This is a genomic window from Paenibacillus sp. PvP094 (assembly GCF_040546835.1).
Taxonomy (GTDB): Bacteria; Bacillota; Bacilli; order Paenibacillales; family Paenibacillaceae; genus Paenibacillus; species Paenibacillus illinoisensis.
Genome location: NZ_JBEPOM010000001.1, coordinates 6,469,148 through 6,493,873, shown reverse-complemented (window position 1 = coordinate 6,493,873; position 24,726 = coordinate 6,469,148). Strand labels below are relative to the sequence as shown.

22 protein-coding genes, 1 tRNA gene and 1 riboswitch are annotated in these 24,726 nt (G+C 48.0%); of the genes, 18 read left to right on the top strand and 5 right to left on the bottom strand.

Annotated features, from left to right (window positions below):
* The first annotated feature begins 239 nt into the window (after nucleotides 1-239).
* From ABIC22_RS29215 to ABIC22_RS29205, 3 genes are all read left to right on the top strand, one after another.
* Nucleotides 240-1,541: a DNA polymerase IV gene (locus ABIC22_RS29215; protein ID WP_127536436.1), complete on the top strand. Its 1,302-nt coding sequence runs from the start codon at nucleotides 240-242 to the stop codon at nucleotides 1,539-1,541.
* Nucleotides 1,542-1,659: 118 nt separating this feature from the next.
* On the top strand, nucleotides 1,660-1,902 hold the full coding sequence (locus tag ABIC22_RS29210) for a ferredoxin (RefSeq protein ID WP_062322102.1): 243 nt from the start codon (nucleotides 1,660-1,662) through the stop codon (nucleotides 1,900-1,902).
* Between the two features lie 230 nt (nucleotides 1,903-2,132).
* On the top strand, nucleotides 2,133-3,572 hold the full coding sequence (locus tag ABIC22_RS29205; RefSeq protein WP_127536435.1) for a L,D-transpeptidase family protein: 1,440 nt from the start codon (nucleotides 2,133-2,135) through the stop codon (nucleotides 3,570-3,572).
* A 78-nt stretch (nucleotides 3,573-3,650) separates the two neighbouring features.
* On the opposite strand, the gene ABIC22_RS29200 is transcribed toward ABIC22_RS29205, so the two are convergent.
* Entirely contained in the window at nucleotides 3,651-3,788 is a 138-nt protein-coding gene (locus ABIC22_RS29200) for a hypothetical protein (RefSeq protein ID WP_164764163.1), read from the bottom strand.
* Between the two features lie 270 nt (nucleotides 3,789-4,058).
* Between ABIC22_RS29200 and ABIC22_RS29195 the strand changes: the two genes are divergently transcribed.
* The 3 genes from ABIC22_RS29195 to ABIC22_RS29185 all read left to right on the top strand — a co-directional run bounded on the left by ABIC22_RS29195 (nucleotide 4,059) and on the right by ABIC22_RS29185 (nucleotide 6,599).
* On the top strand, nucleotides 4,059-5,156 hold the full coding sequence (locus ABIC22_RS29195; protein WP_336780214.1) for a quinone-dependent dihydroorotate dehydrogenase: 1,098 nt from the start codon (nucleotides 4,059-4,061) through the stop codon (nucleotides 5,154-5,156).
* A 140-nt stretch (nucleotides 5,157-5,296) separates the two neighbouring features.
* On the top strand, nucleotides 5,297-6,112 hold the full coding sequence (yjbM, locus tag ABIC22_RS29190) for a GTP diphosphokinase (protein ID WP_154896031.1): 816 nt from the start codon (nucleotides 5,297-5,299) through the stop codon (nucleotides 6,110-6,112).
* The gene (locus ABIC22_RS29185; protein ID WP_154896032.1) at nucleotides 6,099-6,599 is read left to right on the top strand and encodes a DUF309 domain-containing protein; all 501 of its coding nucleotides are present in this window, start codon (nucleotides 6,099-6,101) and stop codon (nucleotides 6,597-6,599) included. Before yjbM ends, ABIC22_RS29185 begins: the two co-directional genes overlap by 14 nt.
* 183 nt (nucleotides 6,600-6,782) lie before the next feature.
* On the opposite strand, the gene ABIC22_RS29180 is transcribed toward ABIC22_RS29185, so the two are convergent.
* The gene (locus ABIC22_RS29180) at nucleotides 6,783-7,328 is read right to left on the bottom strand and encodes a thioredoxin family protein (RefSeq protein WP_095287999.1); all 546 of its coding nucleotides are present in this window, start codon (nucleotides 7,326-7,328) and stop codon (nucleotides 6,783-6,785) included.
* Between the two features lie 217 nt (nucleotides 7,329-7,545).
* On the opposite strand from ABIC22_RS29180, the gene ABIC22_RS29175 reads away from it, so the two are divergent.
* The 5 genes from ABIC22_RS29175 (at nucleotide 7,546) to ABIC22_RS29155 (ending at nucleotide 13,173) form a co-directional block, all read left to right on the top strand.
* Nucleotides 7,546-9,201, top strand: coding sequence for an RsmB/NOP family class I SAM-dependent RNA methyltransferase (locus tag ABIC22_RS29175; protein ID WP_354485609.1), 1,656 nt, complete (start codon nucleotides 7,546-7,548; stop codon nucleotides 9,199-9,201).
* Complete coding sequence (locus ABIC22_RS29170) at nucleotides 9,198-9,944, top strand: pseudouridine synthase (RefSeq protein ID WP_354485607.1); 747 nt, start codon at nucleotides 9,198-9,200, stop codon at nucleotides 9,942-9,944. The genes ABIC22_RS29175 and ABIC22_RS29170 overlap by 4 nt, the downstream gene beginning before the upstream one ends.
* A gap of 612 nt (nucleotides 9,945-10,556) precedes the next feature.
* Nucleotides 10,557-11,360, top strand: a complete 804-nt coding sequence (locus ABIC22_RS29165; RefSeq protein WP_354485605.1) for a Cof-type HAD-IIB family hydrolase — start codon at nucleotides 10,557-10,559, stop codon at nucleotides 11,358-11,360.
* Nucleotides 11,361-11,461: 101 nt separating this feature from the next.
* Nucleotides 11,462-12,526 (top strand): hypothetical protein, encoded by a 1,065-nt coding sequence (locus ABIC22_RS29160; protein WP_354485603.1) that lies wholly within the window; start codon nucleotides 11,462-11,464, stop codon nucleotides 12,524-12,526.
* A 101-nt stretch (nucleotides 12,527-12,627) separates the two neighbouring features.
* Entirely contained in the window at nucleotides 12,628-13,173 is a 546-nt protein-coding gene (locus ABIC22_RS29155) for a GNAT family N-acetyltransferase (protein WP_354485601.1), read from the top strand.
* 117 nt (nucleotides 13,174-13,290) lie between these two features.
* On the opposite strand, the gene ABIC22_RS29150 is transcribed toward ABIC22_RS29155, so the two are convergent.
* Nucleotides 13,291-14,685 (bottom strand): RsmF rRNA methyltransferase first C-terminal domain-containing protein, encoded by a 1,395-nt coding sequence (locus ABIC22_RS29150; RefSeq protein WP_354485599.1) that lies wholly within the window; start codon nucleotides 14,683-14,685, stop codon nucleotides 13,291-13,293.
* Nucleotides 14,686-14,875: 190 nt separating this feature from the next.
* On the opposite strand from ABIC22_RS29150, the gene ABIC22_RS29145 reads away from it, so the two are divergent.
* Complete coding sequence (locus ABIC22_RS29145; protein ID WP_154896039.1) at nucleotides 14,876-16,006, top strand: glycosyltransferase; 1,131 nt, start codon at nucleotides 14,876-14,878, stop codon at nucleotides 16,004-16,006.
* A gap of 108 nt (nucleotides 16,007-16,114) precedes the next feature.
* Here the strand turns inward: ABIC22_RS29145 and ABIC22_RS29140 are convergent, their stop codons facing one another.
* A complete protein-coding gene (locus ABIC22_RS29140; RefSeq protein WP_127536425.1) occupies nucleotides 16,115-17,173 on the bottom strand; it encodes a YkvI family membrane protein in 1,059 nt (352 codons plus the stop codon).
* Between the two features lie 203 nt (nucleotides 17,174-17,376).
* On the opposite strand from ABIC22_RS29140, the gene ABIC22_RS29135 reads away from it, so the two are divergent.
* The 4 genes from ABIC22_RS29135 to ABIC22_RS29120 all read left to right on the top strand — a co-directional run bounded on the left by ABIC22_RS29135 (nucleotide 17,377) and on the right by ABIC22_RS29120 (nucleotide 19,178).
* Complete coding sequence (locus ABIC22_RS29135) at nucleotides 17,377-17,952, top strand: xanthine phosphoribosyltransferase (protein ID WP_336780215.1); 576 nt, start codon at nucleotides 17,377-17,379, stop codon at nucleotides 17,950-17,952.
* 102 nt (nucleotides 17,953-18,054) lie between these two features.
* Entirely contained in the window at nucleotides 18,055-18,384 is a 330-nt protein-coding gene (locus ABIC22_RS29130) for a hypothetical protein (RefSeq protein ID WP_095287969.1), read from the top strand.
* A 118-nt stretch (nucleotides 18,385-18,502) separates the two neighbouring features.
* Nucleotides 18,503-18,721, top strand: coding sequence for a hypothetical protein (locus tag ABIC22_RS29125; protein ID WP_095287968.1), 219 nt, complete (start codon nucleotides 18,503-18,505; stop codon nucleotides 18,719-18,721).
* Nucleotides 18,722-18,848: 127 nt separating this feature from the next.
* Nucleotides 18,849-19,178: a carboxymuconolactone decarboxylase family protein gene (locus ABIC22_RS29120; protein ID WP_095358830.1), complete on the top strand. Its 330-nt coding sequence runs from the start codon at nucleotides 18,849-18,851 to the stop codon at nucleotides 19,176-19,178.
* Nucleotides 19,179-19,258: 80 nt separating this feature from the next.
* Here the strand turns inward: ABIC22_RS29120 and ABIC22_RS29115 are convergent, their stop codons facing one another.
* The gene (locus tag ABIC22_RS29115) at nucleotides 19,259-19,723 is read right to left on the bottom strand and encodes a C40 family peptidase (protein ID WP_127536424.1); all 465 of its coding nucleotides are present in this window, start codon (nucleotides 19,721-19,723) and stop codon (nucleotides 19,259-19,261) included.
* A gap of 5 nt (nucleotides 19,724-19,728) precedes the next feature.
* A riboswitch (cyclic di-AMP (ydaO/yuaA leader) is annotated at nucleotides 19,729-19,860 on the bottom strand.
* Between the two features lie 361 nt (nucleotides 19,861-20,221).
* Here ABIC22_RS29115 and ABIC22_RS29110 point away from each other — a divergent pair.
* Both ABIC22_RS29110 and ABIC22_RS29105 read left to right on the top strand, forming a co-directional pair.
* Nucleotides 20,222-20,306, top strand: a tRNA-Leu gene (locus tag ABIC22_RS29110).
* Nucleotides 20,307-20,645: 339 nt separating this feature from the next.
* Complete coding sequence (locus ABIC22_RS29105; protein WP_354486142.1) at nucleotides 20,646-24,533, top strand: X2-like carbohydrate binding domain-containing protein; 3,888 nt, start codon at nucleotides 20,646-20,648, stop codon at nucleotides 24,531-24,533.
* Nucleotides 24,534-24,726: the final 193 nt, after the last annotated feature.

Genomic DNA, 24,726 nt, shown 5'->3' with positions numbered 1-24,726 from the left:
CTGGTAAATGGGATTTATGGTAAATAGGAGGAGTATAAATGAATTTTGTATGGGAAAATACAATTATTATTTTCTTGATTGCTTTAGTCCTTTTTGCAAGTGTAGGGTGGCTAATTATTCGATCGATCATCCGATCCATTCGGAAATAAAACGTAACTGATTTTACATAACGAACTTGATATAATAGGGTGAATAGATATTTAAGCTTCATTAACTAGAGTACGAAAGGGCGGAGGTACATGTCTGGGGATGAAACACGTCACACGAATGTGGATCGATATTATCCTGCCGCCGGAAGGGTCATTTTGCATGTCGACATGAACGCATTTTATTGCTCGGTGCATGAAGCCGAAGAGCCGGAACTATACAGAGGAAAAGCAACAGCTGTAGCGGGCAGCAGTGAAGTAAGAAAAGGCGTTATCGTAACGTGTTCATATACGGCTCGAAGAAAAGGCATCTCAACAGGCATGGTCGTCCATCAGGCGTTGAAAAAATGTCCGGAATTAATCGTAATTCGTCCTGATTTTCATCTATATCGTCAATACTCAAGAGCATTTATGAAAATAGCCTACAGTTATACACCACTGCTGGAGGCAACCTCAATAGATGAATGTTATCTGGATATCACAGGCTCTAAACAGTTCGGCACTCCCATGGAAATTGCGGAGAGCATCCAGCAACGAATTCGGGAAGAACTGGGACTTCCATGTTCCATCGGCATTGCACCCAACAAATTGCTGGCAAAGATGGCTTCCGATCTGAAGAAACCTAACGGCATTTCCATCTTGCGAATGAGGGATGTACCTCAGATTCTCTGGCATAGACCCTGCAATGAGTTGTTCGGTATTGGCAAAAAGACGGCTGAAAAACTGAAAAAGCTGGGCATCGAAACCATAGGACAGCTTGCAAAATCGGATGAGCGGATGCTGACGGATGTATTCGGAGTTAACGGTACCTGGCTGAAGAATTCAGCCAATGGCATCAATCATTCTACCGTTCAGGCAGAACGGGAAGCGAACAAATCCATTGGGCATACCACAACGCTACCAGCGGACATTACCGAGATGGAGGACGTACACCGTGTACTGCTCAACATTAGTGACCAAGTGGCCAGGCGTTTGCGCAAGCACGAGATGCTGAGTCAGGGGATTCAGATTACAATCCGAACACCGGACATGAAAACCATCACCCGTTCACGGATGATGGAAGTTCCTACGGAGGATGCAACGATAATCTACCGGGAAGCCTGCGCATTATTTGCCAAGCACTGGAGTAGTGGGAAGCCTGTACGCATGCTGGGAGTTACCCTTCAGAATTTGATTCCACGTGAGGAATCAGCTGTACAGCTGGACCTGTTTGAATACGAACAGAAGCCGAAAAAGGAGAATCTGATTCGCATTATGGACCAGCTGCGTGACAAATTTGGAGAGAATGCTGTTGTAACAGCGGGCATGCTTGGGGATGACCCTTCCGTTTTGCTCCGTAATCACAAGGTGAGGGGCACGTCTCTGCAAAAAGATAACTTGCAAAGTCTTGATTAAATAGGGCATAATATACTCTTGATGTTGTCAAAATAATTTGAAATTACTTCTACTTTGGTTTAATATGTTTTCTAGATAAAAACACTGTACGTTTCGAATTTTAGGAGGAGAGATTGTAATGAGTAAGTACACTTGGGTTGAAAAAGACACATGTATTGCATGTGGTGCTTGCGGAGCAACGGCGCCTGACATTTATGACTATGATGATGAGGGCTTGGCAGAAGTGATTTTTGATGGCGATGCTAACCAAGGAATCAAGGCTATCCCGGACGACTTGTTCGATGATATGCAAGATGCTTGTGATGGCTGCCCAACGGATTCCATCAAAGTAGCGGATGAACCTTTCAACAAAGAAGGCTAATCATACACCATATAACCACGAAGAAGCACATTCCTCTGTCTTAGGGCAGTGGGACGTGCTTTTTTAGTGCGTAGAAATTCATGTTGGTGCGGGTTCTATAGTTGAAGGGTTGTGATATTTTGTCGAATGCTTTGCGTTCCATCCGGGTACTCAAGTCCTATGGATTTCATTCCGTCCTATGCCGATATAAAAGATAGTAACGGAAAAAGCGAAATCAAGCGGAGGATCGGATGCAGAATACTCACCTAAGAACATATGTTAAGAAACATCCTGATAATAAAATGGCCTGGTATTTGCTCGGTAAGGAGTATGTGCGTGAAGGTCAGGAAGGCAAGGCCAACTATTGTTTTCAGCAAGCGGGCGAAGTTTACGAAGCATTTGAACGGAGTAAGGCTCCTGCAGACATATGGGTGGATTATCAAAACAAGCTGGTGGAGATGGGAGAACAGAAGGAGAGGAAACACCGTATTCGCAAAATGTGGCTGACCCTGCTGATGCTGCTTGTGCTTGCTCTGGTACCGCCTGCAGATGCTCCAGGATTCAATCGTGATGCAGCTGAAGCGTTGGCATCGGCTTTGGAAACCGGAGATGATGATTGGGCGGATGGCTCAATCTCTGATGATCGTGAAGCTGCTTCAGCTCCTATCACCAATTCGAATGTTTTTACAGCTGCGAGATTCGGAGGGAACCAGCAGGGAGAAACTGCGCTCGCTGCTGCATGGTCGGGTGCGGGACCTAAGGTGGAGACCTCCGCTGTTCTGGGCATGCAGACTTCTGACGAATGGGCGTTATGGAAACGGAATATGCCGGTAAAATATATTGTGCAAACAAATAGCAGCGGCAGATTAACAGCCCAAAGTTACGATGCCGACCAGTGCAACTGCGAACCGCCGGAAGTTTCAAAAGACATCAAGCAGCTTGCACAAGTGTGGACAGCCAAACAAGAATCAGCGGCATCGTTGTCCAGTGCAATCCATACATACTATAAGCAAAACAAAACCTGGCCCAAAAACGTAAGTCAGCTTGCGCAGCCTTTTCCAAACAATATTTTGGGTGAGACAGCACCGGGGATGAAAGACATGTTTCCTGCAATACTTGCGATGCAGAAGCAAGGAAAGGAAGAGGCAGGTCAACAAGCAGGTCAGGAACAAGCCGGACAGTCACCTGCTCTGCAAGCAGATGGTCCATTTGCAGACACGCTTGGAGGGGAACTCTTTTTACAGGATCCATTGGAGATCGTAGTCGATAAAAGCAACCACAGACTTGCGTTGATTAGCGGTAATACCATTATTCGCAATTATGAGGTCGGGCTAGGGGGAGGGCGAACACCAGAAGGCACTTTTGTCATTACGGACAAAGTCGTGAATCCGAATGGTCGCTCTGATGGGGAATTTGGGACAAGAGGCATGCAGCTGTCGGATACGAATTATGCCATCCACGGGACCAACGAGCCTGACAGTATTGGGCTGGATGAGTCCCTTGGATGTGTGAGAATGAGTACTGGGGATGTGGAGGAACTGTTTGCGCTCGCACCTCAGGGCACCCCGGTACGCATTGGAACGAATCTGCTGCCAGAGACCATCCTTGTTCCGGAAGCGAAGGATCGCTATCAGCATACGCTTGTTCCCAAACAAAACAATCCAAACAAGACGTATCATTGGCTGAACTAATCGATTCCTGTAACCTGTTACGATGGCGTGTACTCCAGCTGAAACATTATGTACTGGACTGGCAGTCGGTTTGACCGTTTACATATTGGCGATAATGATGAGTGCGCCGATAATAATGATCAATCCGATGACGCTGGCCGCTGTCCAAGCAATGGCTTTCCGATTAACTTCTTCTTTCTTTTGCTGCAAAGCAGGCGGTTTACGTTTGGGAGCCATGGGCTGTTCCTCCTTCGTTCATTGGTACTGATATATCGTTGCCATGCTCCCATTGTAAAGAATTCACCTCGTCATTTCCAGTATGCGGGATTATTTCTTCCATAAGGTTTAAAGTGGCTTGGAGACTTAGCTAAAATGAGGATGTCTATGCGCAAACTACTTTCCTTTTGATGAAGAAACAGATAGACTTGTGTGTAGAGTGTTTTTTTACATATGAAAAAGACGGGAAAGCATATTTACGGCGTACCGGACGAGAACGGAGTGAGTGATTTGTTATATAGAAGTCTTGCTAAACCCTTGTTGTTCAAAATGGACCCTGAACAGGCCCATCATCTGATTATTGGCGGCCTTAGCGGCATGGGCAGTATTCGCCCGGTGCCTTCCGGCTTGCGGGTGATGTATGGCGTGCGTGAAACGGAAGATCTGGCTGTCGACATGTTCGGCTGTCATTTCCCCACCCCAGTGGGCCTCGCAGCAGGTCTGGACAAAAACGGACAGGCCGTAACGGGTTTCTCATCCATTGGATTCGGGTTCATGGAAGTCGGCACCGTAACACCGCTCGCGCAGCCAGGCAATGACCAGCCACGTCTGTTCCGTCTGCCTCCAGATGAAGCTCTGGTAAACCGGATGGGGTTTAACAACCTTGGAGCGGAAGCAATGGCAGGTGAATTGGCACGTCTGAAGGAGCGTCGTATTCCCGTTGCAGTCAACATCGGCAAAAACAAGGCTACACCTAATGAAGAAGCACATCTGGATTATGAAAAATGTATTCGGGCGCTGTATGCTTATGCGGATTTGTTTGTCGTGAATATCAGTTCACCAAATACACCGGATCTGCGTAACCTGCAACATGGGAATGAATTGAAGGAACTGCTTGCAGCGGTGATGAGTGAAATGGAAGCACAACGCACAAAAGCAGGCGGATCAGTCAAATCGGTTCTGGTCAAAATCGCACCGGATGTCAACGACCAGGAGCTTGAATATATGGTCAGCACAATCGCGGATAGCGGCGTTGCAGGTATTATTGCCACTAACACGACGGTTAACCGAGAGGGGCTGTCCCATCAGCATGCCAAGGAAACCGGTGGACTCAGCGGTAAACCGTTGCGGGATCGTTCCACGGAGGTTATTCGGCGCATCTATCGTCAAACGGAAGGGAAGCTTCCGATTATCGGTTCCGGAGGTATTTTTACCAGCGAAGATGCCTACGAAAAAATTAAAGCCGGTGCAAGTCTGGTGGAAATATACACAGCTCTGATCTATGAAGGACCTGAGGTGAATCGGCGTATCCATGCCGGATTGCGTGAGCTATTGCGCAAAGACGGCTATCGTCATATCTCCGAAGCTGTTGGTGCAGAGCACAGATAAGAACATAAAGGATAAGAAGTTCCCCGGAGCGAAAATATAGAAGCTTGGAAGAGGGGATTGCGTACGGGACTCTTCCCCCCGCTGAACATCATGTATAATAGACTAGAACAGGGGACGCTATAGAGACAGGAGGCATCAGCATGGACGGTAGAGACTGGGGTACATTTTTACTTCCTTATGAACAAGCGGTAGAGGAATTGAAAGTCAAATTCAAGACAATGCGAGCGGAACTGAAGAAACGGGAAGAATACGCCCCGATTGAATTCGTTACCGGTCGTGTCAAAAAAATATCCAGCATTCTGGAGAAATCCAGACGTCTGAATGTGCCACTAGATCAGGTAGAGACGGGAATTGAGGATATTGCGGGAATTCGTATTATGTGTCAATTTGTGGATGATATTCGAAGAGTGGCGGAGTACATCCGCGCACGCAAGGATTTAACGGTATTGATTGAGAAAGATTATATTACGAACTTCAAAGAGAGCGGTTATCGCAGTTTCCATATGATTATTGAATATCCTGTTCAGACGGCTCTGGGACAGAAGAAAGTGCTGGCCGAGATCCAAATCCGGACGCTGGCCATGAACTTCTGGGCTACGATTGAGCACTCGCTGAGCTATAAATATCGGGAAAGTCTGCCGGATGATATGCGGGCAAGGCTGAAGAAAACGGCAGAAGCCGCTTTTGTATTGGATAATGAGATGTCAGCCATTCGGCTGCAGATCCTCGAAGCGCAGAAGGAGTTTGAAGATGATTCAAACATCGTCTCCAAGACACTGTCCATCATACATCAGTTGTATTTCTACCATCTCGTCAATGAGGCCATTGAGGCTCAGAAGCGCTTTAACGACTGCTGGGAGCGTCATGACATGGAAGCACTTAAAGATTTGTTGGACGATGTGAAAGCTCTTCTGAATTCGGCTAGGAAGGGCGAAAATCCCGATGAGCCGCTATGAGCCGCTGTATATTGATTATTTGATCTATTTTAACCGTGATCAGGACTACTTCGAATGCCATGAGGTATTGGAAGAGTTATGGTTGGAACTAGATCGGGACCCTTTTTATAAAGGCTTGCTGCAGATTGCAGTTGGCTTATATCATTTCAGAAACAGCAATCTTCGTGGAGGGAGGATGATGTTGCAGAGTTCGATTGATCTGCTGGAGCATTATCCTGAACGTACAAAAGGGATTGAACTTGGAGAATTGGTCGAGGAAGTGAAGGGACTGGTCAGCGGACTAGCAGGTCCTGAATCGCAGCATTTTCCATACAGGGATCTGACCATACGGATCTGGGATGAGACACTGACTAATGCATTTCAAGAACGATCTAAGGAACTGAAACCCAACATTCCGCAGCGTCGCAGCCCGACGCGGGGACGGATCTATGAAGAGAAAATGAAAGCAATGCAGCAGGCGAACAATTTTGACGAAAATCAGAATTAGTATAGATGGCATGATGCATATCGGATATAACATAAATCACCCCGGCTGAACCTTGGATAAGGATTGGCCGGGGTGATTTTTTGGTCTGCCTTTATTGGCTATGAAGCTCAGAGTGAATATGGAACAGCCTGTCCACATGCACAACTTGAAGTGAGATGTTGATTTGTAGTCAACGATTATTTCTTAGCTTGCCGAAGCAGCGGAGCTGCCTTTGTACTTGTCAAAAAATTGTCTGTAATCATCCAGCGTATAACCGTTGTCACTACCATTCTCCTGAAGTCCGCCAACCATGCGATCCTTCTCTACGCCATCTTGATAATAAACCAGCGTAGGTGTAAATTCGATATTATAATCTGTCCAGCCTGAATCGAACTCACGCAGATTGAATTGTGGCAGCTCAATACCTACTTCGTCTACCAGCGGCATCAATTGTGGTGTCGTTGCCCGGCAATGTGAGCAGTCGGAGGCAAAGAAATAAACGAAAAAGCTTTCCTTATTGTCAATTTTGGATTTGAGATCATCCGGCAGAATAATCTGTTGGTAGTTAGGATCATCGAGCAATTCGCGTGTAGCTGGGTTAAGCTTGGAAGCTGCAATACCATAAGCGTTCTCCACAGCGTCCATTTGTTTCTTGGATTGTTGGTTTACTACGACAAGCGCTGCGATTAGGACCACGAATATACCCAGGAAAATCAGGATTGAGGCACTCTTCTTTTTCTTCGATTTCATTGGACATCCCCCATCGATCATATCAAAATATAGTTTTGGCAAAAATAAAGGTTGGGATAATATACATAAACACCCGTTTTTTGCACGAGAATCAACCTACTTGTCATTATACAACATTACACGCTGTAGTGGAATATGCAGTGAATCAATAGGAAAGCTACACCGGGATATGATAACATAGAACAATATGCATTTTAACAGGACAGGATGAGTGAATATGGCTGTACAGCTACCTTCAATCTTCGCCGAGCGCATGAAAAGCTTGCTCGGAGATGAGTTTGAACAATTTATGAAATCATATGAACAGTCTCCGCATGCGGGACTTCGAGTGAATACGATAAAAATATCCATGGAGCAATTTGATGAATTGGCTCCTTTTGATTTGCGGCCCATTCCGTGGTGCGGGACGGGCTTTTATGTGCCGCATGGCGTGAAACCAGGCCTACATCCGTACTATCATGCAGGTCTATATTACATTCAGGAACCAAGCGCGATGGCTCCGGTGGAGCTGCTTGACGTTCAGCCAGGGGATCATGTACTGGATTTGTGTGCAGCACCCGGCGGCAAATCTACCCAGATCGCAGCAAAGCTGCAGGGTAAGGGTGTGCTGGTGACCAATGATATTCATTCCGAACGGACCAAAGCACTTGCCAAAAACGTAGAGTTGTACGGTGTGCGAAATGCTGTTGTCCTGAATGAGTCGCCGGAACGGATTGCCGGTGCATTTCCGCATTATTTTAATAGGGTACTAATTGATGCTCCTTGTTCAGGAGAGGGAATGTTCCGAAAAGATGAAGACATGGTGAAGTCATGGGAGCATCATTCAGTAGAGAAGTGTGTGCTAATGCAGCGAGATATTCTGGAGACAGCTGCGAAGCTGCTCGCTCCGGGAGGAACGATCGTATATTCCACGTGTACGTTTGCGCCGGAGGAAAATGAAGCCATGATCGCCGAATTTCTGAATCTCAATCCAGACTTCACTGTTCATGATATTCCGGGAACAGCCGGATTCGCTCCGGGAAGACCGGATTGGGTACGCCAGATGCTGCCTGAAACGGCAGAAAAAACAGGTGCAGTACTGGATCAAACACGTGGTACAGCGAGATTGTGGCCTCACTTGTTGGAAGGCGAAGGGCATTACGTAGCTGTATTGCAGCATCGTCCTGAGACTTCTGCAGAGCGGATCAGCGGCGTTGAGGATGAGAAGGAGACTGTATCCAAGATCTCCGAGGATCAAGGGATTGCTGTAACTCAGCCGCTCAGCAAAGCGGACCGAAAACGCGAACGATTGATGAGAACTGAATCGAGAGAACGGAATGAAAGACCAGCTCGAGGCGGCAAAAATGAGGGGAAAGCGGGAAGGAATAACGAGCGTGATGCGCGTAAGTCCAATCGTGGAAAAGGTCGAGGAACCGATCAGGTGAACATTGACCCGGGGAGCGTGTATCAACAATTTATAAAAGAGCATCTGGAACTCGAACTCCCTGGGGAAACAGTATTTTACGGTGACCGTGTATATCAATCGTCTGTTGGTGCATCGCGTCTGGAAGGTCTCAAAGTGATCCGGCCCGGATGGTTTATGGGTACCGTAAAGAACGGAAGGTTTGTTCCGTCTCATCCACTGGCTTGTGCGTTGAACAGTTCTGAGGCGAAAAGGGTTATAAACCTGGCTTCTACAAGTGGAGAAGCGGTAAGGTACCTGAAGGGCGAAACGCTGAATATCGAAGAAGCGCGCGTGGAGTGCAAGCCTGGATCAGCTGCCAAAGGTTATGCGCTGGTATGCGTGGATGGATATGCTCTTGGTTGGGGGAAATGGCTGGATGGCGTGCTGAAAAATGAGTACCCGGCTGGCTGGAGGTGGACATCGGTATGAGTGACAAAGGAAAGAAAACACAGCGTCTTGACAAAATACTAAGTCACATGGGTGTAGGTACCCGGAGTGAACTCAAAAAAATGGTAAAGCAGGGCAGAATTTTTGTCGATGGCCAAGCTGTGAAGGATAGTGGTATGCAGGTGAATCCAGATGCCAATGTCATTGAAGCTGATGGAGAGCGTATCGTATACCGTGAAACGATTTATTTAATGCTGCATAAACCTCCGGGTGTTGTGTCGGCAACGGAAGACGCCAGGGATAAAACAGTTTTGGATCTCCTGCGCAAAGAGGACAGGGTATTTGATCCGTTCCCGGTAGGGCGGCTGGATAAAGATACAGAGGGATTGCTCATTCTGACGAATGACGGTCCGCTTGCGCATGATCTGTTATCTCCACGCAAGCATGTACCGAAAACATACGAAGCCCGTGTATTGGGGAAAGTGGATGACGAGGATGTTCAACGTTTCAAGGCGGGCATACAGCTGGATGACGGTTATGAAGCCATGCCAGCCGAATTGACCGTGCTTCATCATGAGGAGACGGAGGAGGGAGTGATTTCTTCGATCTCTCTCATTATTCACGAGGGCAAATTTCATCAGGTAAAACGGATGTTCCAGGCCGTAGGCAAACGAGTGGTTTATCTGAAAAGGGTAGCCATGGGCGACCTTCAGCTGGATACGGAGCTCCCGATTGGCAGGTACCGCGAACTAACCGCTGACGAGCTGGCCTGTCTGCGTAAGTAAAGCTCCCGTCCTTCGCGAAGCGGAGCAGGGAGCCTGGGCAGAGGGCGAAGCCCTGCCCTCAGCGCCACAGGCGTAAGCTCCCGCCCTTCGCGAAGCGGAGCAGGGAGCCCGGGCAGAGGGCGAAGCGCTGCCCTCAAGCGCCACAGGCGCAGCTCCCGTCCTTCGCGAAGCGCTGCCCTCAAGCGCCACAGGCGCAGCTCCCGTCCTTCGCGGAGCGGAGCAGGGAGCCTGGGCAGAGGGCAAAGCCCTGCCCACCAGCCGCAGGCGCAAGCTCCCGCCCTTCGCGAAGCGGAGCAGGGAGCCCGGGCAGAGGGCGAAGCCCTGCCCTCAGCGCCGCAGGCGCAAGCTCCCGCCCTTCGCGAAGCGGAGCAGGGAGCCTGGGCAGAGAGCGAAGCGCTGCCCGAAATGGTCGCCCTTAAGCTTGGCCTGGATTTCGCGATAAGCGGAGATCCATGCAGACAAGCGCTCCCACATCCACCGTCACATAGCAAGAACAGACCAAACGCCGGTCAACAGACGGGAGTCCAGAGGGCAGAGCCCTCTGGGGCCCTCCCTCGGAAGGGAGGGTTTGGGAGGGTGCGATTACTTAAACAGTTGAGGAGTGAAGACCCGATGACAATCAAATTAATTGCGCTTGACGTAGATGGCACGCTGCTTAATGATCATCATGAGCTTACCGAATGGACCCAAGAGATTCTGATCCGTGCTTCCCGGCAGGGAGCCGAGATCGTTCTGTGTTCGGGCAGAGGCCCGGCCAACACCATTCCTTTTATGAAGCGAATGGGGCTTGACGGATATGTGGTTACACATAACGGAGCCGTGACGGCCGAAGTGGAGAGCCGTGAAATTGTGCACAGATTTGCCATGGATGGTCAGGGATTGGAGCCCTTTGTCACATATTGCCGTACAAACGGTGTACATTTTGACATCAACACGGCATTTGGATTATATGTGGATCAGCCGGAAGGATTGGAATTACAGGTTCGGGAGATGTACAACAACTTCATGATGGAGCCCTTAAAGCTTCCGCAGTGGGCAGACCTGTCAGAACCGCTTGCCAAATTCACCGCGTTTGGGCCCATAGAGCAGATGGACAAGGTTCAGCAGGAATGGGGAACTTGGAATTTGCCTTACTACATGACTCGCAGCGGAGACTTTTTCATTGATCTGATGCACCCGGAAGCCTCCAAGGGAGCGGCGCTGAAGAGACTGGCTGAATCCAAAGGTATTGTACCTTCAGAAATTTTGGCAATCGGCAATTACTACAATGATATCACGATGCTGACTTATGCAGGCATAGGGATTGCCATGGACAACTCGCCGGAAGAGGTGAAGGCTGCTGCGGATGAAGTGACACTCTCTAACAACGAGCAGGGTGTTGCGCATGCTGTCCAAAAACACGTCCTAGCTGTCTAATAACAACCACATTTTTCATTTTCAAAGGCTCCTGCTTCATAATCTACTGGCCTCATGGGTAACCTATGAGAATACCATTAGAAATGGAGGAGGACAGGCACATGAAACAGAAAGTGGAGCTGATTCCGGATCTGCGTACATCAGGTGGTGAAGTGCTCGATGTAATGGTGAATGATCAATACGCGGGTTCACTTCTGCTGGTATATAGAGAAGGAGACCGTTTGTCTGGCAGTCTTCAGATGGAACGGGAATTGGTTTCAGCGGATGAGGAAAAGCACATCATTGATCAGGTTCATGCATATATCCGGTCCCTTACGGATGCAGTGGAGGCGATCTATTATGAAGTGCTGGTCAGCTGTGGCACATTGCATTCGGTTCTGCAAAACCTGGAATTTGATCCAGAGCGTGAGTCGGATGATATGCATTACGAGGCTGATGAATACTTGGATGACCTGGATGTGGATGATTCTCGCGTAATTCCGGATACAGCAGATGAAGCTTTTACATATGAAGATCGGGAACATGTGCTGGAAATGGAGCTTGTAACCGCCGGACGAAGTATATCGACCTATGTGTTTAACGATGCTGACGGGACTGAGCTGGCAGAAGCTTCATTGAAACAATATGGGGCCGACATTCAAGGCGAGATACACTGGTATGACGTGCCTCTCGAGAGCCAGCTTGATGCTGCGGCAGAGCTGCTCGTAAGAGAACTCGACGAAGAAGTGATCGACACGATTACTCTTCGCATGTGGCATCAGGGGAATGAGCTGGAGTCCATGGAGTGGGTACACCGCGACTTTGTGGATGACTCGGAGGAAGAGGAGTTTACCGAATACGAGGATTGGGATGATTCTGAAGACGAGATAGACGAAGCAGAGGATTCCTGTTATGTCATGTTGGTGCGCAAGGACCGTGAATTCAGGGTCTATGAGCTATTTCTGCAAGAACGTGGCGGATTACCTGTGGGGACAGCAACCATTGATACATCTCATGCCGACCTGACGGGCTATATGGATTATCAGGTACCCGGAACTAGTGCACAGCGGCGGGATCTGGTTGAGGTGCTGCTTCAGGAACTGGACAAGGACCTTGAATTCGACACATTGCACCTTACCATGCTGTACCGGAACCAGATTATAGATGAAGCGAAGATCGACGGGTAAGAGGCTTAGGCCTTTTACCTTTTTTGATTTGCTTTGACGATAAATTCATTTCCGGGTATAGTTCCAATAGTTCTAAAGAGATCTGGAATTGGAGGAAAACCATGAAGCACTCATTTACAATCATTACAGAATATATTAACGATGATTTCAGAGCAATGCAGGCTCAGCCGGAAGACACGGAAGATGTACTATCCTTGCTTAGGGAGACAGCTGAATGGTTACGCAGCCAGGGATCCTCCCAGTGGAGTGCGCTTTTGAAAGGTGAAGATTCCCACGATACAGCAGGGGCCATTCGTCGCGGTGATGTGTTTGTGTTCAAGAAAGAAGGCGATGTGGCAGGGATGGTTATTCTGTTGCAGCAGCCAAGTGCTTGGGATTTCGAGCTATGGGGACCGAAAGCACATCAAGCGGATGGCGCCCTTTATTTGCATCGTTTGGCCATTCGGAGAAAGTACGCCCGCACCGGACTGGGTCGGGACATTTTGGGTTGGTCCAGCAGTGGAATCCAATTTGACAACAAACACGTCATGCGATTGGATTGTGTGGGTGACAACGAGAGGCTGAATGAATTTTATCCACGCAACGGATATACCTTTGTGGGGAAAATGAATGGGTATAGTACGTTTGAGAAGCCACTTCAATCCTAAATGAAATTTAAAAAAAACAGGTCATTTCATCAACCTGTTAACTCAACTCCATTAATGAACGGAAAATAAAGCCGGGAGCACTAATGCTCACCGGCTTTGAGTCGTGATAGGGTTAGTCTACTGCATGCGTCTAAGGCCTTTAGGCAAACGGTTTTTTAACTGTCCTGCACTGGCTTTTCCCCACCCCAGTGGGAGCCCGTTGAAAGTCACAAGCGTCCATCCGGTAAGTCCGCTTTCGGCAGGAAGGCTCTCACCGCGAAGATATGCCGCCACTTGGCTGGTCTCTGCATCTAGTGCTGCATGCTGCATGTTGACAGCCTCCTGTTGTCCCAGAGCCAGCGCGAGTGCATGAGCAGGCTCGAAGCGCCCTTTTTTCCAGTCACCGACATGAAGCCCTGGACGGGGCAGCTTCAATCCGTTTAAACGATCATCGGTCAGCAGCTGTGCAGCACGCTCTGGCAATACATACAAAGCTTCACCAAAAAGCAGAGGTCTGCCAGTTCCGTTAGCTACCGTGTCTGTATGGTCAGAACTCCAGGCCAGATAAGCATTCCACGCGGATTCTACTTCTTTGGATGCTGTCGTTTGACGTGGATTCCTGCCTCTTTTATCTTTGCGTTTGCGAGGTTGTTCTTCCTGTTCTTGGGATGCATAAGCTTGGGATTCTGCTTTGGTCACTACAGCTACAAAATGTCCCTCGCCCTGGGCCAGGTGAGGCCAGATTCGTTCAGTCCGTACAAGAGTCAGATCTGGATAAGTGGTAACAAAACGTTCCATCATGCCTTCATTCTCTTCGCGATTGAAGGTGCAAGTGGAATAAGCCAAAGTCCCGCCCGGTTTAAGCATGATATAGGCATCCTGCAAAATGTCCCATTGTCTGTTCACACACAGTGTGACCAGATCATCGCTCCACTCGGTGACCGCATCCGGATCTTTGCGGAACATACCTTCGCCAGAGCAAGGGGCATCCAGCATGATCCGGTCAAAGGCTGCAGGAAAGCGCGCCGACAATTCTCCGGGTGCTGCACTTGTAACAACGACGGAAGAGAGTCCCATTCGTTCCACGTTCTCTGCCAAGATTTTGGCTCTGGCCGGATGAATTTCATTGGAAACGAGCAGCCCCTGGTCTTCCATCAGTGAGGCAATGTGGGTTGTTTTGCCGCCTGGTGCAGCCGCGAGATCCAAGATGATCTCACCCGGTTGTGGGTTCAGCATCTCCACCGCCGACATCGCAGAGGGCTCCTGAATATAGTACAGTCCTGCAGCATGATACACATGTTTGCCAGGACGCTCATTCGATTGATAGTAGTATCCCGTCTCGCACCAGGGAACCTTGGTCAGGTTAAACTGCTCTATCACCTGCTTTTTGAGCTCTGGTGTAGCTTTAAGGGAGTTAAAACGCAACCCCTGTACACGAGGCCGATCATAGCTGTCAATAAATGCTTCTGCTTCTGAGCCGAGCATTTCCCGAATATGATGTATATACGACTCAGGGAGTGAAGGCTTGCTCATGTCTTGTTGCTCTCCTTTTCATTAGCTTGTCCGCATGATCCTTCCGGATAACCCTCAGGGTCTACAAGCTGCAACGTTGTTGTTAAAATGGTGAGGAATAAACAGTTATTTCTTTACTGAAACATACGTTCTAATATATCATGATTGAAGATGTACTGAAAGACTGAAGCTAGAAAGGGGGAAACTAACGGTGAAATTGCTGCAGGCGCTTTTCTTTCCTCCGGAGCAGCCCGGAGGTGTATCCTCTATGATTCCGTATATGCAGGAGAGGTTTACGTCCCCGAGGTGGGAGATGGACTTGTTTTCGCTGCCGAAGCGAATTCGCAACAAGGGCAGGGAGGACGTGCAGTTCGAAACGTTCGATTGGACCAAGTATCAGGAAAGTCCTGTCGTTCAAAAATATATGCAGACTTACCGTGATTATTTATGGTGGACGAAGCTGCGGATCCAGAAGCCTTATGATTTGATTCACGCTCACCATCCCATTGCGGGTCTTGCCATGAAAAGTGTATTTCCCGATACACCGCTTATTCAAACCATTCACTCCAGTTATGAGCGTGAGTTGATTCTGAATGGAAGAATCGAGCCAGACGGTCTGGATCATCAGTTTTTGATTGCCATTTACGGCGAGCTGGAGCATCAGGCAGAGCGGTTGTTAACCGTCTCCGAATCATTTCGGCAGTATTTAACTCCTTATGTGAAGCAGCCTGACGTCATTGGCATTATTCCGAACGGATTTGATGAGAAACGTTTTAAACCCATTCCTCATGATAATGCGATCCCGCAGCTGGTTACGGTATGCCGGCTTGTCCCGGCCAAAGGACTGGATATTTTGTTCAAAGCCTGCGCGGAACTCAAAGGTCGAGGACATGACTATGTTTTACATATTATCGGGGATGGTCCGATTCGACCTGATTTGGAAGAGTTGGCTCAGCGTTTGGGTATCTATAACGAGACTATTTTTTATGGATACACCTTGCATCCGGAAGAGTTCATGCCATTTTTCGATATATTTGTACTTCCTTCCAGAGCAGAGGCGTTTGGTTCCGTGTTTGCCGAGGCAGCACTGAGTTGTCTTGCACTTATAGGTACGGATGTGGGCGGAATTCCTGAACAGATCGAGAACGGCAGCAACGGGCTGCTCGTTCCCCCTGAGGATCCCTCGGCACTTGCTGAGGCGTTGGAGAAAGTGATGCTGGATCCTTCGTATCGGTACGAACTTGCACGCTCGGCGTGTGAAAAGGCCAAAACGCACTATTCATTGGGCAGATCGGTTAATGAACTGAAAAAGCTGTACCTGCAATACGCGAGCAAAGCCTAGATTCATCCCTGAAAATAAAATAAACAGAAGAAGCCGCTGGAGAACAGCGGCTTTTTGATTGCGAGAATATGGTTTTGAAATGTAATACATTTTGGAACGCAGTATAATTTACAGGTTTTTATGTCTCGTGCGAAAGCTTCCCCAACGGTCGATCACCAATTTTCCGGCCCAGACTAGGGCAAGGCTGCCGAAGATTGGATAGAGAATGGATAGAAGAGAACTGAATCCAAACTGGCTGAGTGAGTAGCACAGCATCATAATGGTTAATGTAATTAATCTAGGGGGGACTTGTAAGTGCTGACCAAGCTGAAGAGTCATACCATAGATATCTGCGACGAATGTTGTGAATATTTCCATGAAGATCAGAGTTACATACACAGACTGCACAGCCCATCCAAGTTGGAAGGCGATGCTCCCCATCGGAATTTCGAACTGCATGATACCTGGCATCTGGGCTGACATGGCGAAATGGGCGGCTAACAGCATGAAGCCTACGCCGATTCCGCCGATTACACCGCCCCATTTCAGGACATTACGATCACGGATCTGATTGCCTACCGGCACCAGAACAGCTTGGGCCAGTACCAGATTGAAAGATGAATACAGTAGTGGAGACAGCCACACCTTTATAGGATTGGTATCTGTAGTCAGCGTAACGAACCGTAAGGCACCGGGATGGTGTATGGTGCTTGTAATCATGAGAATGGACAACAGGAGCATCATCGGTACCACAATGCTATTCATTTGCAATATGGCTTTGATGCCTCGTCCAAGAAGCAGGTACGTTCCCACTATCGTAATAATCAAGCCAGTCTGGTAATTCAGTCCAAGATGCTCCACGAAGACAGAGCCTGCTCCGGCGAGCATTACACTGTTTACACCAATAAGTATCAGAAGCGTTATCCAGGTAATCCACTTTCCAGCCTTATGGCCGAATAGGTGCTTGTTCAGGTCCTCGTAAGAGCGGGAGCCGGTATCATGGGCGATGAGCATCATTTTGGTGCCCAGCCAGACAAATAGTATGGTCGATAAGCCAATGGTGATGGTGGCCCATTTGCCATACTGGGTAAAAAACTGCAATATTTCCTGCCCTGTCGCGAAGCCTGCTCCTACAACCGTTCCGATGTATGTAAATGCGATCTGCAGCACCCGGAATGCCTGTTTCATGCGTTTCCCCTCTCAGGCCCCATTATAGTTTGGACATGCGGGTACCATGGTACAAGGTATGCTTGACCCTGGTAACTCATGACAATTGTAAGAAGCTTTCGTCCCCAGAATCGGTCAATGATGGAGGAAAGCCGATTTCGCTTGAACTGACAGCCTCATCTATGATACTTTTACCTCATAGGATAGGCTTGGGAGGTCGAATTATGGAAGTATTAAAACAACGAATATTACAAGAAGGCGTAGTCATCTCGGATCAGGTGCTGAAGCTGGACGGATTATTGAATCATCAGATTGATCCTGCACTGACAATGGAGATGGGCCGCGAGTTTGCCGCTCGCTTTCGTGAAAGTGGAGTGACACGGGTCATAACGGTGGAGTCTTCAGGGATTCCGGTTGCTTTTGCCGCAGCACATGAACTTGGGGTGCCGCTCGTATTTGCCCGTCGAAAAAAGACACTTCTGGCAGATCCCGATGCCTACTGTGAACGCGTACCTTCCTTTACCAAAGGGATCGTAACCGATATTATGGTATCCCGCGAATATATTCATGAGAACGACCGTATTTTGTTTATAGACGATATTATCGCCAACGGAGATGCAGCTCGCGGTGTCATTAAAATCATTGAACGTTCAGGGGCGGAGCTCGTCGGATTCGGTGTCGTGGTCGAGAAATGTTTTCAGGCCGGTGCACGTACGATCCGTGAGCAGGGCATTCCGGTGGAAGCCTTGGTGCGCATTCGTTCACTGAATGATGGAACCGTGCAATTCGACGATAATTAAATGTGACAGTTTAAAGGAAAAAGCCTATTTTTTGAACAATGCCTTTGCATGACCGCGGATTTCATTTATAATGGGGTTATGTTAGGGAGAGGAGGCAACACCATGGGGAACCAACCGGCATCAGAACAATTTTTTATTGAAAAGCTGGCGGAGTCGAAAGTTCATTTTGAACGTGCCCTGGATTGTAAACATACGGAATTTGATGACCTTTATCCCTATATGATTGAACATCCTCAATTTTTCTGGTACAAACGCTATGTTGCCTGGTCAGAGTTGCTGACCATTGTAGGCTTGTGTGAAGAGTTGTCCTTCGCTTGGAAAGAACAATTTACACCACATCAAGTGGAGTACCTTGAAGAACGTGTGATGTCCGCCAAAGTGCTTGATTTTTGGTTCGAGAAGAACGACAGCAAAGAGCACGCGCAGCGGTAACTTTCAGTCGGGACATTTTTCGAATGACATAACAGTCCAATACAGTCACGTGAGACCTAAATGACTCTTCATTTAGGTCTCTTTTTGTAAATTATTTTGGAACATAGGAGCCATAGACATGATTAGTGATGCAGAATTGGATGCACTGCGCTTATCGGGTGAAAAAGTAAGAGTGGTACGGGATGGTTTGGAGTCCAACGATGTAACAGGGATTGTCGTTGCATGGGATGGGGAACAGGTGCTTATCCGTCGCCAGAACAGACGTGTGGTCAAGCTGGACCGCAGCTATCGCTATCAGCTCTTTAGCGAACCGCGCCAAAGTCCGGCTGATGAATAGAGACCCGCTCTGGAGACGGATGCATGGAATTACCATGGATGGTTTGGCATAATTCCGCCACTCGGGAGAGAAGATAGGTACAGCGAGAATTCGTAAACTTATCAGCCGAGAGGATGTGCGGGTAGCCATGACATTGATGAATGATAAGGTACATGCCTACAAGGATCAGATTGGAGAATTAAGCGATGTATTGCCTGGCGTAGTCAAAGCGTATCACGAATTTACGGGTGAATGCTTTCAGTCAGGTGCCATTGATGCCAAAACCAAGCAGCTGATTGCCCTCGGCATCGGATTGTTTGCCAATAACGAAGTATGTACGTTTTACCACGTAGAAGAGGCACGTGCGAAGGGCGCAACCGATCAGGAGATTATGGAGACGGTTGCGGTTGCCGGAGCGGTAGGCGGCGGTCACGCGCTGTCTCAAGGCGCAATGCGTGTGCAAAAGGCATTGCACTAAGGTTTCTCCTGCAAGTGTGTCTGAATAACTAGACAGCAAAACAGGCTCTGGAATGATCCAGAGCCTGTTTCTTGTCCAACTTATATTTTTCCAAGCATCTTGTTATACATAAACTGTCCGGTCACCCGGCGCGCTGTTACATAGCGGTCACTGAAATAGGGATTCGACATTTTGGTGATGCTGACACCTTTACTGCTGGAAGCATGAGCGAATTGTCCGCCCCCAATGTATACGCCTGTATGCGAAATGCCGCTGCCTGAAGTGTTGAAGAATACCAGATCACCTGTGCGGATATTGGCTTTGGATACCGGAGTACCCGCCTTGGCTTGCTGCTGTGAAGTACGTGGCAATTCAATGCTATATTTTTGGAAGATATATCTCATAAATCCAGAGCAATCAAACCCGGCCAGCGTCGTGCCGCCCCACTTGTAAGGAATTCCAGTCATGTTGTTAACGACGGTGTTGATACTGCTCGCCTCAGTGCTTGCTGCACCAGATGTGAATAGAACGGCTGCGCCAAAAATAGAAATGATCAGTTTTTTCAAAATCAATGTTCTCCCTTCGATGCCTACGGAGTTAGCTAAGGGTTCGGTAGAAGGTTCCCTATATTTCCTATGTATAAGAATAATTCACCCAAAATGGTTCCCCCGTTTTCAAACATGAAACTCGGCAAATGAATAATTAAGTTTTTGTAACCTTTTGAAACTATATTGCATAAATGCGTAATTGTCAAACCTTTCTTCCTTCTGCAATGTTAACGGAATTCAAGACTTTTTGTGGAAAATAGTAGTTCTCCATGTTTATTTATGATGACAAAAACGTAATTTGTGTTTCATCAGCACATAAATTGGACAAATAAGTAAATTGGAGTCGTAGAGGATAGCAAGGTTCATTCTCAACAGGAAAAGTCAGGTCTCGACCAGATTTTATAACTTTCGGTTATCGTAGTTTTATACTAAATCATTTAAATGTTGACACATTGAATTTCACATGATATATTATTTCTTGTCGCCGCGATAGGTTATCTCGGAGATATGCTATATGCGGTCGTGGCGGAATTGGCAGACGCGCACGGTTCAGGTCCGTGTGGGCTAACCCCCCGTGGAGGTTCGAGTCCTCTCGACCGCATCATAAGAAGAAAAGGTTTCTCGTTAGGCTAGCGCCTGCGAGAGGCCTTTTTTTATGTCTTTCTACTTGACCAAAACTACGATACACACATCGTTACTAAACAACGTCCTCCGAATCGATCTGATGGCAGCAGCTCACTCGCATAATCTCCGGTGTAAGGGGGAGAAATGCCTGTTCTATGGCTGTTGTACCCCCGCTTTCATGGTGAAATGTACGCAAAATTCCGAATTGTACCTATCCTGAGCATAATACATCCACTACTCTTATCACGTAAGGAAAGCGCTATCATTATGGATTTGAATTCACTATTTCAGAGGGGGTAGGAATGATTTGAAGCGAATGGGTAAACGGATGGCGATGGTTTTTCTGGTGTTCATCTTTGCAGCAGTTCAGTTTGGTTTTACAGGGACAAAAGGTCGTGTGGTTGAAGCAGCGGCGGAGAAAACATTGGCTGAGAAACCGTACATGGGCTGGAGCAGTTACAGTATGCAGGTGTATGACCCTTCCGTAAAATGGACATCAGCGGAGAGCATCAAGAAGCAATCGGATGCTATGCGAGAGAAGTTACAGGCTCATGGCTATGAATATATCAATATTGATGCAGGATGGAACGGAGATAATGATGAATACGGAAGACCGATTCCTAACCAAGAGCTGTATCCGAACGGATTCCAGGAGGTTATCGACTATGTTCATAACAATGGTCAGAAGATCGGGATCTATCTGATTCCCGGATTGTCGATTGATGCATACAATAAAAACCTTGAGATCTATGGAACGGGCGGAGCTTGCCGAATGCAGGATATTGCATATCAGCCGCTTACCGTGATGGATGCTTGGAATGCGTATACCTACAAGATTGATTTTTCGAATCCTTGTGCTCAGAAATACATCGATTCCATCGCAGATCTACTGGGCGAGTGGGGGATTAACTTTGTCAAATTCGACAGCGTGACTCCAGGATCAGGAATTAACAATCTGAGCAGGGATGCACGAGGCGATGTGGAGGCCTGGTCCAAGGCTTTGGCAAGGCATAATATCTGGTTCGAGCTTTCATGGGCACTGGACCATAACTACGTGGATTTCTGGAAAAAACACGCCAATGGCTGGCGTATTGACTGGGATGTCGAAGCATACGACAGCAATGTGGGGTTAACGCAGTGGGCTAATATTGCACGATTGTTTCCAATCGCTGCGCTTTGGTGGCGTGATGCAGGTCCTGGCGGGTGGAATGATTTTGACTCGCTAAACGTGGGCAACGGTTCCATGGATGGGCTCACGAAGGATGAACGGAAGACAGCCATGACATTCTGGGCGATCTCGTCTGCACCGTTGTATACAGGGAATGACATGACCAGGCTGGACAGCTATGGACTTGAACTTCTTACCAATGATGAGGTGATCGCTGTCAATCAGGCTGGACGTCCGGCTCACCCGGTATCGATGGATACCCAGCAGCAGGTATGGTACGCCAATAACGGAGATGGAACGTACAGTGTGGCTCTGTTTAATCTGGGCAACCGGAGTGCTGAGGTCAAGGTCAATTGGAGCGATATCGGTCTGGAAGGACCTGCATCGGTCCGTGACCTGTGGAGCCATTCCGAACTGGGTACCTTTAACGAGGGGTTTAGCAGTGGTTTATTGGAGCCTCATGCTTCACGAATGCTGAAAGTCAAGGCACTGAACGGAACATCGACGGTGAATGACGATGATACAGGCATGCGCTATACCGGAGATTGGAAGCGAAATGGAGGCAAGGAACAATTAGAGGGTTCACAGGATCTGACTATAGCAATTCAGGATTCCACAAGTAATGATAGAACGACTGTTGATACAGCGAGCAATTCCAATGTAGCAGATGAACTGGCTGCTGAACCATCCATTGCTGGAGAGGATACCACGGTTACCGAGGTGGTCTACGTTAACGATGACGACGGTGAGATACATTACACAGGTTCGTGGAATGCGAATACTGGCAGAGGTTTTGGGGACTTCAATGACGATGTGCATTATACGGAAAAAGACGGCGATTATTTTGAATACACCTTCACAGGTACAGGCATCGAGCTGCTGACAGAGAAGCATCAAGAGCAGGGGGACATGAGCATTATTCTCGATAATGGAGAGGCAGAACAGGTAAGTGCGTATACCGATGGAGAAAGGGAAACCCAGCAGGTGCTGTACAGCAAAACAGATCTGCCAAGTGGAACACATACGATAAAGGTCGTTAAGGCATCGGGCCAATACATGCTTCTGGATGCACTCAAGGTAACCAGGGAAAAAGAGTCTGATGGGCAGAACAGTGGAATAAGTCCAACCGCTGCAGACTTTGATAAGGCAGTGGATCAGCAGGCGGATGTAAAAATTACGTTAAACCTGAACGGTAATACGTTAACTGGTGTGACATACGACGGGGGCAATCTCGGCGAAGATGACTACGTTGTCATTGACAATACGTTAACGATCAAGAAACAATACCTCACCCAGCTGCCCGTTGGCACAACGAAGTTTAACGTGTTATTTAGCGCGGGAGATCCGCAGACGCTGACGATTAAGGTTATTGACACTTCAGGAATCCGATTCGCGATGATTAACAATGATGATCCCGCAATTAAGTATAGCGGCAACTGGTCACGCAGCACGGGAAGAGCATTTGGCGACTATAAGGATGATGTGCATTACGCCGAGCAGAACGGCGATTATTTTGAGTATGAATTCAGAGGAACGGGTATTCAGTTTTTTACGGAAGTGGATCCGTCCCAGGGCGACATGGATATTTACATGGATGGTGAGTTTAAGGAAACGGTGAGTGCTTACCGTGACGGACGTTTGGCGCAGCAAAAGGTCTATAGTGTCTCAGGGCTGCCAGATGGGCTGCATACGCTTAAAGCCGTGAAAAAGTCAGGGCGGTTCATGTTGCTTGACTTCCTCAAGGTGGAAATCCCCAATATCATTCAGCCGGTGAGTGCTGTTTTTGACAAAGCTGAATCTGCTCAAGCCGATATTGAAGTGACACTTTTGCAGGAACCGGAAAGTTTCAAGAAGATTATGAATGACTCACTTGAGCTGGTAAAGGGAACCGATTACGAGGTAGCAGGGGATAGGGTGACGCTTAGAAAATCCTACCTTGCTGCGCAGCCTCTCGGCACGTTGAACCTCCGTTTTGTTTTTGGCGGCGATTATCTCAATGATGTTCATTATTCGGCTGTAAACGGTGATTCCTTTGAGTATGTCTTCAAAGGTACTGGCATCCGTATGATTACTCCGACTGGGCCGCAGCAGGGTGAGGTGGTGATCTACATCGACGGAAATCTGGTTCAAACCGTAGATACGTACAGTGAGGGACGTAAAAATAGGCAGGAAATCTACAGCATAACAGGCCTGACAAGTGGTGTGCATACGCTGAAGGCTGTCAAAAAGTCCGGGGAGCTCATGCTCACGGATCAACTGAAATTTACGATAGCTGCTGGGGACAGCGGGCCAACAAACCCAACAAACCCAACAAATCCGAGCAATCCATCTGGACCTTCCAATCCGGGTGGACCGTCAACTCCTGTTGTACAGCCTCCAGTTACTCCGGTTCCGGAAACAGAAGCAGGAGAGGAACCTTCCGGGAATACGGAGACGACTCGGCATGAGGCATATATTAACGGTTATAAGGACGGACTGTTTAGACCGAATAACAAGATCACTCGTGCAGAGATGGCAACCATACTCGCCAAAGTCGTTGAAAAAGATGCTGCATCATCAGATGTGACGTTCAGTGATGTGAGTTCTTCCCATTGGGCAGCAGCAGCTATCGACAAGGTTGCAAAAATGGGACTGATGCAAGGCTACAAGGATGGCACATTTAAACCGAATCAGTCCTTGACCCGTGCAGAGATGGCAAGTTTGGCTGTGAGCCTGGCTCCGGATATGACCAAGCGGGGCAGCGGGTTCTCTGATATTGGCAGTCATTGGGCTAAGGAGGCGATTCAAAAAGCCCAAGGCCTGGGAATCCTGACAGGTTACAAGGACGGCACCTTCCGGCCGAATGCTGATCTGACAAGAGCAGAAGCCATTATTGTCATTAACCGGGCGCTGGGAAGAGGACCACTTAAGGGAGTTTCGCAGCCTCAGTGGAAGGATGTATCACCCTCCCATTGGGCTTTTGGAGATATTGAAGAAGCGTCGGTTAATCATGGTTCGAAGCCTGCTGCAAGTGGCGGGGAGCAATGGGTTGAATAGCTTAAAATAGTGCTAATTGAGAAGGGGACCATATAGGTCCCCTTCTTTCTGAATCCTTTTAATAAAGGGTGGGCTGCATCAGTAAAGCTCAATGCATGAGCTGCTGCACAAGCAAGAAAACATTTGACTAAGCCAAAAAATGATATAATCTGTGATTATGATAGCGCTACCAACAACTCGGCGATGGAGGGGT

Bases quoted from the DNA above. Each gene is read 5' to 3' on its own strand.
- ABIC22_RS29215 (WP_127536436.1), top strand. From the start codon at position 240: ATGTCTGGGGATGAAACACGTCACACGAATGTGGATCGATATTATCCT.
- ABIC22_RS29210 (WP_062322102.1), top strand. From the start codon at position 1,660: ATGAGTAAGTACACTTGGGTTGAAAAAGACACATGTATTGCATGTGGT.
- ABIC22_RS29205 (WP_127536435.1), top strand. From the start codon at position 2,133: ATGCAGAATACTCACCTAAGAACATATGTTAAGAAACATCCTGATAAT.
- ABIC22_RS29200 (WP_164764163.1), bottom strand. From the start codon at position 3,788: ATGGCTCCCAAACGTAAACCGCCTGCTTTGCAGCAAAAGAAAGAAGAA.
- yjbM (WP_154896031.1), top strand. From the start codon at position 5,297: ATGGACGGTAGAGACTGGGGTACATTTTTACTTCCTTATGAACAAGCG.
- ABIC22_RS29185 (WP_154896032.1), top strand. From the start codon at position 6,099: ATGAGCCGCTATGAGCCGCTGTATATTGATTATTTGATCTATTTTAAC.
- ABIC22_RS29180 (WP_095287999.1), bottom strand. From the start codon at position 7,328: ATGAAATCGAAGAAAAAGAAGAGTGCCTCAATCCTGATTTTCCTGGGT.
- ABIC22_RS29175 (WP_354485609.1), top strand. From the start codon at position 7,546: ATGGCTGTACAGCTACCTTCAATCTTCGCCGAGCGCATGAAAAGCTTG.
- ABIC22_RS29170 (WP_354485607.1), top strand. From the start codon at position 9,198: ATGAGTGACAAAGGAAAGAAAACACAGCGTCTTGACAAAATACTAAGT.
- ABIC22_RS29165 (WP_354485605.1), top strand. From the start codon at position 10,557: ATGACAATCAAATTAATTGCGCTTGACGTAGATGGCACGCTGCTTAAT.
- ABIC22_RS29160 (WP_354485603.1), top strand. From the start codon at position 11,462: ATGAAACAGAAAGTGGAGCTGATTCCGGATCTGCGTACATCAGGTGGT.
- ABIC22_RS29155 (WP_354485601.1), top strand. From the start codon at position 12,628: ATGAAGCACTCATTTACAATCATTACAGAATATATTAACGATGATTTC.
- ABIC22_RS29150 (WP_354485599.1), bottom strand. From the start codon at position 14,685: ATGAGCAAGCCTTCACTCCCTGAGTCGTATATACATCATATTCGGGAA.
- ABIC22_RS29140 (WP_127536425.1), bottom strand. From the start codon at position 17,173: ATGAAACAGGCATTCCGGGTGCTGCAGATCGCATTTACATACATCGGA.
- ABIC22_RS29135 (WP_336780215.1), top strand. From the start codon at position 17,377: ATGGAAGTATTAAAACAACGAATATTACAAGAAGGCGTAGTCATCTCG.
- ABIC22_RS29130 (WP_095287969.1), top strand. From the start codon at position 18,055: ATGGGGAACCAACCGGCATCAGAACAATTTTTTATTGAAAAGCTGGCG.
- ABIC22_RS29125 (WP_095287968.1), top strand. From the start codon at position 18,503: ATGATTAGTGATGCAGAATTGGATGCACTGCGCTTATCGGGTGAAAAA.
- ABIC22_RS29120 (WP_095358830.1), top strand. From the start codon at position 18,849: ATGACATTGATGAATGATAAGGTACATGCCTACAAGGATCAGATTGGA.
- ABIC22_RS29105 (WP_354486142.1), top strand. From the start codon at position 20,646: ATGGGTAAACGGATGGCGATGGTTTTTCTGGTGTTCATCTTTGCAGCA.